The 9,696-nt window shown below is 74.5% G+C and carries 8 protein-coding genes; 1 reads left to right on the top strand and 7 read right to left on the bottom strand.

The window, feature by feature from the left end:
- Window positions 1-454: 454 nt before the first annotated feature.
- The 6 genes from pyrE to GCU69_RS06990 form a co-directional block, all read right to left on the bottom strand.
- Window positions 455-991, bottom strand: a complete 537-nt coding sequence (pyrE, locus tag GCU69_RS07015) for an orotate phosphoribosyltransferase (RefSeq protein WP_098752698.1) — start codon at window positions 989-991, stop codon at window positions 455-457.
- Between the two features lie 43 nt (window positions 992-1,034).
- On the bottom strand, window positions 1,035-1,871 hold the full coding sequence (locus tag GCU69_RS07010; protein WP_098752699.1) for an aldose epimerase family protein: 837 nt from the start codon (window positions 1,869-1,871) through the stop codon (window positions 1,035-1,037).
- A 209-nt stretch (window positions 1,872-2,080) separates the two neighbouring features.
- The gene (locus tag GCU69_RS07005) at window positions 2,081-3,271 is read right to left on the bottom strand and encodes an SRPBCC family protein (RefSeq protein WP_156205422.1); all 1,191 of its coding nucleotides are present in this window, start codon (window positions 3,269-3,271) and stop codon (window positions 2,081-2,083) included.
- 645 nt (window positions 3,272-3,916) lie between these two features.
- Complete coding sequence (locus GCU69_RS07000) at window positions 3,917-5,701, bottom strand: spermine/spermidine synthase domain-containing protein (RefSeq protein ID WP_156205421.1); 1,785 nt, start codon at window positions 5,699-5,701, stop codon at window positions 3,917-3,919.
- Window positions 5,702-5,849: 148 nt separating this feature from the next.
- The gene (locus GCU69_RS06995; RefSeq protein ID WP_098752703.1) at window positions 5,850-6,368 is read right to left on the bottom strand and encodes a DUF2617 family protein; all 519 of its coding nucleotides are present in this window, start codon (window positions 6,366-6,368) and stop codon (window positions 5,850-5,852) included.
- 804 nt (window positions 6,369-7,172) lie between these two features.
- On the bottom strand, window positions 7,173-7,382 hold the full coding sequence (locus tag GCU69_RS06990) for a hypothetical protein (RefSeq protein ID WP_156205420.1): 210 nt from the start codon (window positions 7,380-7,382) through the stop codon (window positions 7,173-7,175).
- A 309-nt stretch (window positions 7,383-7,691) separates the two neighbouring features.
- Here GCU69_RS06990 and GCU69_RS06985 point away from each other — a divergent pair, with 309 nt between their 5' ends.
- On the top strand, window positions 7,692-8,873 hold the full coding sequence (locus GCU69_RS06985) for a pyridoxal phosphate-dependent aminotransferase (RefSeq protein ID WP_170315793.1): 1,182 nt from the start codon (window positions 7,692-7,694) through the stop codon (window positions 8,871-8,873).
- A gap of 88 nt (window positions 8,874-8,961) precedes the next feature.
- On the opposite strand, the gene GCU69_RS06980 is transcribed toward GCU69_RS06985, so the two are convergent.
- Window positions 8,962-9,501, bottom strand: a complete 540-nt coding sequence (locus GCU69_RS06980) for a type III secretion system chaperone family protein (RefSeq protein ID WP_098752705.1) — start codon at window positions 9,499-9,501, stop codon at window positions 8,962-8,964.
- Between the last annotated feature and the right edge of the window lie 195 nt (window positions 9,502-9,696).

The following is a 9,696-nucleotide window of genomic DNA, read 5'->3' as shown; positions in this document are numbered from 1 at the left end:
GCAGCGTCGGCGGCTGGATCGGTGGCGGACCGTGGCCGGACCGGTGACCCTGTCGGTGACTGTGCCGACGCAGGACCGGAGCCCCGGGCCGGGGGCCGGACCGGAGACCGTGTCGGTCACCGGACCGGAGACCGCGCCGAGGGCCGGGCCGGCGACCGCGTCGGTCACCGGACCGGAGACCGCGCCGAGGGCCGGGCCGGCGACCGCGTCGGTGACCGGAATGGAGGCCGCGTCGGTGGAACGGAGGCCGCGTCGGTGACCGGAACGGCGACTGTGCCGAACCGTGCTGACGGGGACACCGAGGGTTTCACGTGAAACACCCGAGGCTGCCGAAAAGTCCAGCTCAGGACCGGTTTTTCCGGATTTCTCCACTCCGGTCACGGTGCCGCTCCCGGGCCCGTTACGGTGCCGTTCCCGGGCCGGGTGCACAGCCCTCCCGGAGCCGTCCGGGGCGTCAGAGCCCGAGGTCGGCCAGGTCGTAGGCCTGGAGGTACGGCAGTCCCGCCTCCGCGATCGCCGGGGCCGCCCCGCGCTCCACGATGACCGCGACCGCCACGACCTCGGCGCCCGCCTCCCGGGCCGCCTCGACGGCCGTCAGCGGCGAGCCGCCGGTGGTCGAGGTGTCCTCCACGATCAGCACCCGGCGGCCCTTGATGTCCGGGCCCTCGATCCGCCGCTGGAGGCCGTGCGCCTTGTTGGCCTTCCGCACGACGAACGCGTCGAGCCTGCGGCCCCGGGCCGCGGCGGCGTGCATCATCGAGGTCGCCACGGGGTCGGCGCCCAGCGTCAGGCCGCCGACCGCGTCGTAGTCGAGACCGGCGGTCAGGTCGAGCATCACCTGCCCGGCGAGCGGGGCGGCCTCCCCGTCCAGAGTGATCCGGCGCAGGTCGATGTAGAAGTCGGCCTCCAGCCCGGAGGAGAGCGTCACCTTGCCGTGCACCACGGCCTTGTCCTTGATCTGCCGCAGCAGGGCAGCACGCACGTCGGTCATGACGACGAGACTATCCGGGGCCGCGCGCCGTCCGGCCGCCCGCTCAGAGCGCGCGCCAGCGCCAGGTGGCCGACGTCTCCAGCGGATCGATCGGGGTGACCAGCCGCGGGGCGGTGTTGAGACCGTTCGGCGGGCCGGACTGGGGCTCGACACAGACGGCCTCGTCCTGCTCGTCGTACACCACGACCCACTCGTCCCGGCTGGTGACCCGCAGCTCCAGCCGGCCCGGCCAGGTGAGAGTGACGTCCACGCCGTCCGGCATGCCGAAACAGTCGTCCCACGGCCCGGCGGTGGGCTCGATCCGACGGCCGGTCGGCAGGTGGTCGTCGCCGCGCTCCTCCTGCCAGGCGGCGTCGAAGGAGATCTCGACGGGGGCGTCCGGGCCGTCACCGGCGGCCGGGCCGAGACGCCGCAGGAACCACGGGTGCCAGCCGGCCTGGGCCGGGAAGGAGTCGTCGTACGTCTCGACGCCCATGGTCAGCGTCAGCGAGTCCGGGGACAGCTCGACCAGCTGGGTGACCCGGCCGGTGTACGGCCAGGGGGCTCCCAGGTCGTAAGTGAAGGCGGCGGAGGTGTCCGAGGCGCGGGCCGTCCGCCAGGCGCGGTCGCGGCCGGTGCCGTGGATGGCGTGCGGCGGGGAGTTGACGGGCAGTTCGTGGACGGTGCCGCCGTTCCGGAACCGGCCGTACGCGGTCCGGCCGCACCAGGGGACCATCGGGAAACAGCCGTACTTGGCGCCCTGCCGCAGCAGTTCGGTACCGCCGACGCGCAGGGAACCGAGGCGGCAGCCGTTCCCGGGCAGCACGGTCAGCTCGGCGTCGCCCGCCGCCAGCCGGACTCCGGCCTCCTGGGCCGCTTCCGTCGTCTCATGGGTGCTCACGCCCCGAGCCTATGCGAGCCGGGGACCCACGGCCCGTCGCCCCGGGGAGCCACCGGCCCGGTCCCACGGCATGGTCCCGTCTGCCCGGCCCCGTCGGCGCGGTCCCGTCTGCCCGGCCCCGTCTGCCCGGCCCCGTCTGCCCGGCCCCGTCGGCCCGGTCCCGTCGGCCCGGTCCCGTCGGGCGTCGGCGGCCGTCCAGCGGGCCGGAGTCATCGCCTGCGTCGGACGATACGGCTGATGACGACCGCCGAGGCGATCAGCGCGGCGGCGGCCGGGGCGGCCCACCGCAGGGTGTCGCCGGGCGAGGCGGGCTGGGGCGCCGGGAGCGGGGCGTACCGGCCGCGCGGCGGGGCGTGGTCGACCTCCTCGGCGCTGCGGCCGATCATCGTGCGGCGGGCGTGGGCGGCCTCGGCGGGCGGATCGTCGATCAGCTCGGAGACCTCGTCGGCCAGCGGGTCGAGGGAGGGCGGCGGCACCTCGGTGTCGAAGACGGACGGCGAGGCCGCCGGCTCGGAGGCCGCCGGGGCGTCCGGCTCCGCGTCCGCGTCCTCGCCGGCGCCGTTCTTCCCGGTGTCACGCTTCCCGGCCCGGTCCGCCTTCCCGCCCTTGCCGTCCTTGCCGTCCTTGCCGTCCTTGCCTTGTCCGGGGGCCGTGCCCTCGCCGCCGTCGTCCGGCGACCGGCGCTCCTGCGGTACGTCCTTGCCGGGTACGTCCTTGCCCGGGGCGGCGGCCCCCGACGGTTCTCCCGGCGCGGGGCTCGCGTCCGGCGCCTGCTCGGGCGACGGGATGCCGGGAATGGCGGGCTCGTTGTCGTCCGGGCGTCCGATGACCGCCTCGTCCCGGCCGGTGTCCCGGTCGTCCCGGCCGGTGTCCCGGTCGTCCCGGCCGGTGTCCCGGTCGTCCGTGCCCGTCTCCGGGGCGGGGATGCCCGGTGCGGCGGGCTCCCGGCCCGTCGGCTTCGCCTCCAGATCGGCGGCGAGCGCGCCCGCGAACCGGTCGAGCAGCCGCCGCCCGGCGGTCGCCGCGGAACGCGCGTCGACCTCGGCCAGCCGTCCCTCGCTGAGGACCGTACCGGCGCAGACGAGGGCCGTGCCGCCGTCGGCGGCGCGCAGCCGCACGGTCAGCGCGAGCTTGGCGGACCCGTCACCGCGCGCCTCCGCGCCCTCGCCCTCGACGGCCAGCTCGCCGCCGGAACGCGGCTCGACGCGGAGGGTCCCGCGATAGGTGATGGTCGAGCTGCCGGCCCGGATCCGCATCCGGCCGGTCAGCGTGCCCGGCGCGTCCGCCGCCCCGACGGCGTCGCGCTGGAGCCCTGGGACGCAGCGGGCCACCCGCGCCGGGTCGGCGAGGGCCTGCCGCACGGTCTCGGCGGAAAACGGAACGAACACCTCATGCTCCATGTCGACCGAGCCTACCCAGCCTGGCCCGTCCCGCACCGGTCCGCGCGCGAGATGGTCCGCACTTCATCCGACTCACCGCCCGACACCCCCGCGCGCCCGACGCCCCGCACGCCCGGGGACCCCTGACCGGCGGCCCCCGACCGGCGATCCCGGCCCACCCCGGACGTCAACCGCCGATCGCCGGGCCCGACCGCCGGGGCCCGACGGCCCGCGGGACACCATGGCCCCACACGAGAACCTCCCCCGGGAAACCGCACCGCTCACTGCCCCGCCGCCCGGCCCGTGGCCCTGGACACCGCGCCACCCGATCCGTACCCCTGAACCCCCGCCGCTCCATCCGTACCCCGGCCGCCCCGCCGCCCGGCCCGTACCGCTGAAGCGCGCCGCTCACTGCCTCCCCGCTCAGTCCGCGGCCCCGGACACCGCACCGCCCAGTCCGCACCCCGGCCGCCCCGCCGCCCCGTCCGCACCTCTGAAGCGCGCCGCTCACTGCCTCCCCGCTCAGTCCGTGACCCCGGACACCGCACCGCCCGGCCCGTACCCCTGAACCCCCGCCGCCCGGCCCGTACCGCTGAACGCTCCCCCGCCCGGCCCGTACCGCTGAACGCTCCCCGCCCGGCCCGTACCGCTGGAGACCCGCGCCGCTCAGTAGCGCGCGTGTGTGAGCGTCGACGGGGGCAGCCCGTCCACCCGGCCGCCCTCGGCCGCCCGGGCGGCCGCACGCAGCGACCCCGGGTCGAGGGAAAGCAGCGGAGGCGCGTCGGACGGCAGACGGAGCGGTACGGCGCGGCGCCCGGCGAGGAGGAAGCCCCGGTCGCGCGGAGTGGTGGGGAGAGCCGCCGCACGGCCGGCCCCGGGGGCGCCGCCGGAGCCGCGGTCGTCGATCCGGTACGGCACCGTGCGGAATCCGGCCGAGCGGAGCGTGGCGTCGACCGTCCAGTACGTCCGTGGCTGCCCGGCGGCCGATCTGACCCGCACGACGAAGCGCCCGCCGGGGGCGAGGGCCCGCTCGACCAGCCCGTAGAACTCCTGGGCGTACAGCTTCGTGCTGTCGGTGATGCGGGGATCGGGCAGGTCGGCTACGACGACGTCGTACGCCGAGTCCGCGCCGCGGAGCCAGCCGAAGACGTCCGCCGCCACGGCGTGCACCCTGGGGTCGCTCATGGACTGCCGGTTGAGCCGGGACAGCCCGGGGTCCGTCCGGGCCAGCCGGAAGACAGCGGGGTCGGTGTCGACGACGGTGACCGAGCGCACGTCGCCGTAGCGCAGGACCTCCCGGGCGGCGAGGCCGTCGGCGCCGCCGAGCACGAGGACCCGCTCGCGGGGCCCGTTCATCGCGGGGTGCACCAGCGCCTCCTGGTACCGGCGCTCGACACGGCCGCTGACCCGCAGCCGGCCGTCGAGGAAGAGGGCGAGCGGCTCGGCGGGACCGGCCGTACCGGAGCCGCCGTCGCCGTGAGCGCCGTCCCCGGAACGGCCCTCCCCGGAGCCGCCGTCCCCGGAACCACCGTCTCCGGAGCCGAGTGCGCCGCCCGTCCCCGCTCCGGCGGCGCCCCGCGCACCGTTCCCGGAGTCCGCTCCGACGCCACCCGTGACGACGACCTCCTGAACTTCCGTACGCATCACGACCCGTACGTCCGCCCCGTACACCGCGCGCCGCGCCGCCTCCTCGAAGCTGCCGACGAACGCGGCGCCGACGCCCAGGAGCGCCAGCACCAGACCGTTGGCCACGACGATCGTCCAGCGGATCCGTGCGGTCAGGTCCCGGCCGAAGAGCCACAGCACCATCGCGCCGCCCGCGACCGTGTTCACCGCCCCGGTGGCCAGGGCGCCGCTCAACTGGCCCAGCAGCGGCAGCAGAAGAAACGGGAAGGCGAGTCCGCCGACCAGCGCGCCGACGTAGTCGGCGGCGAACAGATCGGCGACCGCGCCACCGGCGTCCTGCCGCCGGATCCGCTGTATCAGCGTCATCAGCAGCGGCACTTCGGCGCCGATCAGCGCTCCGATCACGAACGAGAAGACGACGAGCGCCACCCGCGAGTGACCGGACCAGACGAAGGACGCGTGCAGCGCCATCGCCGAGCCGCCGCCGATCAGCGCCAGCGCCGCCTCCACCAGCCCGAACGCCGCCGCCGCGTGCCCGCGCAGCCGCTTGGCGAGCAGCGAGCCGACCCCCATGGCGAACACCATGACCGAGAGCACGACGGAGGCCTGGGTGACGGAGTCGCCGAAGAGATACGAGGCGAGAGCGACGAGTTCGAGTTCGTACACCAGACCGCAGGCGGCGCAGACGAACACCACACCGAGCACGAGCAGGCGCCCCGGCCCCGCGGGCACGGGCAGCCGCACCGGTGCCTGCGCGCCCTCCGGTACGGCCGGCCGCCCGGCCGCCGCACCGGAGAGCAGCCGGGACTCGGGCAGCTCGATCATGTGGCGAACGCTACGTCAGACAAACTCGCGACCCTGTCACCCACATGGGGACTCGGACGGACGGTCGTGCGGGGCACGAGGGCCGTTGTGCGGGGCATGTTGGCAATCGTGTGGGGCACACGGGCAGTCGTGCGGGGCACGAGGGCGGCTACAGGGCGGCCATCGTGCGGCTCCCCACCTGCGTTCTCGTGGTGACGAGCCGCCCTTCCTGCGGATAGGCGTGCCAGGTGCGCCAGCGAAGTCTTCCTTCACAGCGCTGCGCCAGCATCGCTGTGAAGGCATGCGGACTTCCCGGGAAGGTTCCCGCAAGTCCGTTCGGATGATCGGCCACCAGGGCGAGCAATTCCTGAGCCCGGCCGGCGAACGAGTTACGGGACAGCGTCTCGACGCGGGCCGCGAACTCGTACTCCCACGGGCCGACTCGCTCGGCGGCGCCCAGCGGCAGTGGCGTACGGCTGCCCGGAATACATGCGACCGTTTCCGAACAAACACCCGAGCCTTCTCGGGTGATCACTTGATGCGAGGCCCCGAGCAGCCGTAACTGCACTTCCGCGGGGCCGAGTCGCAGGTCGAGGACGGCCAACGCGGGCAACGCCTCTTTACCGAGACACCAGGCGAGATCTGCTGCACGGGTGTCCGAATACGCTGTTTTCAAGGTGGTGAGCATGGGTCGGCTCCGCAAGCACGCAGTGGATTGGTGGGCCGGCCCGCCATGGAGGAGGGACCAAAGGAGAGTCGCTCGCCGGCTCGTGCCCACGTGGGGTCCGAGGGATACAGAATCACGAAATGCGTGTCGCCCACTGAATTTTTACCCATCTTCCCATGGGGTCCATGCCGTCGAGCGTTACCCGGATCGGTTGTTCAAAACCCGCGCGAACACGGGTTATTGGGCCTTTGGGCAAACGCGGGCGCAGCGCGGAGCGCGCGCAGGCACACACCCGTTCGGTACGCCCCTCCCGTGCGGTCACGCCGGGGCGGAGGCGCCGGAGCGGCCGCCCGCATCCGCGCGCGGCGACGGTGCGCCAAGTCCGCGCACCCACAGGCGTTTCCGCACCCTCAACGGCGGCGGAGCGGCACGACGGCGGACCGGCGGACCGGCCACGGACCGGCCGGACGGCGGAACGGCGGCGGACGCAGGAGCCACGGATCCGCAGAGCGGCGGCGGACCGGCGTGCGGGCGGAGGCGAAGGCGGACGCAGCCCCCAAAGCGGCGCCAGACGGCAGCGGCCACGGACCGGCGCCGCCACGGACCGGCGGACCGTCGACCAACCGGCCAACCGGCCGACCGGCCAACCGACCGGCGGAACGCCGACCAACCGACCGACCGGCAGAGCGGCGGCGGACCGGCGTGCGGGCGGCAGCGACGGCGGACGGCGTCGACGGCGGACGGGCGGTCACGGTCCTCGGCCCGGCTGCCCCGTGCCAGCCGCTGCCGGGACCGTGCCCGCCCGGACGCCCCTCCCCGGGGCCGCTAGTTGCCGCCGCCTCCGCCTCCCCCGCAGCCGCCGCCCCCGCCGCAGGACGAGCCGGAGTCACCGGAGCCCCAGTCGCCGCCCCCGCCGGCCCACCAGCTGCGCTTTCCGGCCCCTCCGGACCGGCCTCCCGTCCCCGCCCTGCCGGTCGCTCCGACGACCAGCGCCGCGACGATGACGAACACCACCGCGAACACGATGTATCCCATTTCCCCCGACTCCTCTCGTCCCCCGAAGCGAGCCCCCCGCTTCGTGTTCGTGCGGGGGTGATGCCCGTGCCGCTCCGGAGCCAAAGCAGAGTTGAGGAACTCCAGAGGTTCGGCGCCGGCCCGGCGGCACCCGGCAGGAGTCCGGGGGGAGTCACGGGGGAAAGGCCCGGCGGAAGTCCGGGGGAGACCCGGGGGAGACCCGGCGGAGGTCCGGCGGAGGTCCGGGGGGAGTCACGGGGGAAAGGCCCGGCGGAAGTCCGGGGGAAGCCCGGTTGAGGAAGTCCGCCGGTTCGGCGGAGGATGGCGGTCATGGGATCCCAGGGAAGACCGCTGCTCAACCGCCGGCTGGCCGAGTTCGGCACCACGATCTTCGCCGAGATGTCGGCCCTCGCGCTGAGCACCGGCTCCATCAACCTCGGCCAGGGCTTTCCGGACACCGACGGCCCCGAGGAGATCCGGGAGGCGGCCGTCCGGGCGCTCCGCGACGGCCGCGGCAACCAGTACCCGCCGGGCCCCGGCGTGCCCGAGCTGCGCGCCGCGATCGCCGGCCACCAGCAGCGGTACTACGGCCTCGGCTACGACCCGGACAGCGAGGTGCTGGTCACCGCGGGCGCGACGGAGGCCGTGGCCGCGGCACTGCTGGCACTGCTGGAGCCGGGCGACGAGGTCATCGCCCTGGAGCCGTACTACGACTCGTACGCCGCCGGTATCGCCCTGGCGGGCGGGGTCAGGGTCCCCGTCACGCTGCGGCCCGCCGACGGCTCGTACCACCTGGACCTCGACGAACTCCGCGCAGCCGTCACCCCCCGCACCCGGCTGATCCTGCTCAACACCCCGCACAACCCGACCGGCACCGTCCTCACCCGCGAGGAGCTGGCGGCGATCGCCGAGCTGGCCTGCGAGCGCGATCTGCTGGTGGTGACCGACGAGGTCTACGAGCATCTGGTGTTCGACGGCGAGCACATCCCGGTCGCGTGCTTCCCCGGCATGCGCGAGCGCACGGTCTCGATCTCCTCGGCCGGCAAGACGTTCTCGTTCACCGGCTGGAAGGTGGGCTGGGTGACCGGCGCCCCGGAGCTGGTCACCGCCGTCCGCTCCGCCAAGCAGTATCTGACCTATGTCTCGGCCGGGCCCTTCCAGCACGCCGTCGCCGAGGCGCTGCGGCTGCCGGACAGCTACTTCACGGCGCTCCGCGAGGACCTGCGCGGCAAGCGCGACCTGCTCGTCGACGGCCTCACCGAGGCGGGCTTCGCGGTCTACCGCCCCGCCGGCACCTACTTCGTCACCACCGACATCCGGCCGCTCGGCTTCGACGACGGCTTCGCGTTCTGCCGGGCCCTGCCGGAGCGCTGCGGGGTGGTCGCGGTGCCCACCGCGGTCTTCTACGACCACCGCGAGCAGGGTGCCCCGTTCGTCCGCTTCGCGTTCTGCAAGCGCCGGAGCGTGCTGTCGGAGGCATCGGCCCGGCTGAAGGCGCTCGGTCCCGCCTGACGCCTCCCCGGCGGCACGGAAGCCCGGCCGGTGGTCCGGCCGGGCTTCCGTGCGTACGGGCCGCCGGGCGTGCCCGGGGCGGAGGGGGTCAGCCCTCGTCGTCCTTCTTGTCCTCCGTGCCCGACTCGGCGTCCGTCTGGAGGCCGAGCTGCTCCACGAGCCACTTGTCGAACTCGATCGACGCGCGGACCCAGCTGACCGTGGAGGACACGAAGTGCTCCAGGCTGACGCCGGTGCCGATCAGCATCTGCGCCTCACCGATCAGACGGACGGTGCCGTCGTCGTTGGTGTGCGTGTAGACCTTGGGCCACAGAGTGCGGCGGTTCCAGTCGTCGATCGCCTCCAGCAGCTGCGGCTTGGTGTCGATCGTGTGCGGCCGGTCGTAGAAGGTGCGGACCGAGAAGACCTGCTGCTCCTTCTCACCCCGGAACATGAAGTACGTCCGGAACTGCTCCCACGGAGCGGCGAGGTCACCCTCGTCGTCGACGACGTACTTCAGCTCCATCTGGTCCAGGAGCTGCTTGACCAGGTCCTGATCGGGCACGACGGGACCGGCTGGCGGTCCCGACGGCTGCTGTTCGGGCTGCTGGCCCCCGAAATTCGGAATCGAGGACGGGTCGATGCTCACCGAGGATTTCCCTTCGTACGGTTCCCGCCATCCTCCCCCATGCCGGGCGGGGGCTGGCAAGTGCGGCCCGCGGTTCGCGGCGCCCACCGGGACGGCGGGCGCCACGGAACGGCGGGGCACCACGGGACGGCGGGCGCCGCGGAACGGCGGGGCACCACGGAACGGCAGCCGCCACGGAACGGCGGGGCGCCACGG

It is taken from the genome of Streptomyces lycii (assembly GCF_009735685.1).
GTDB classification, from domain to species: Bacteria; Actinomycetota; Actinomycetes; order Streptomycetales; family Streptomycetaceae; genus Streptomyces; species Streptomyces lycii.
This window is presented reverse-complemented; position numbering and strand designations above follow the sequence as displayed.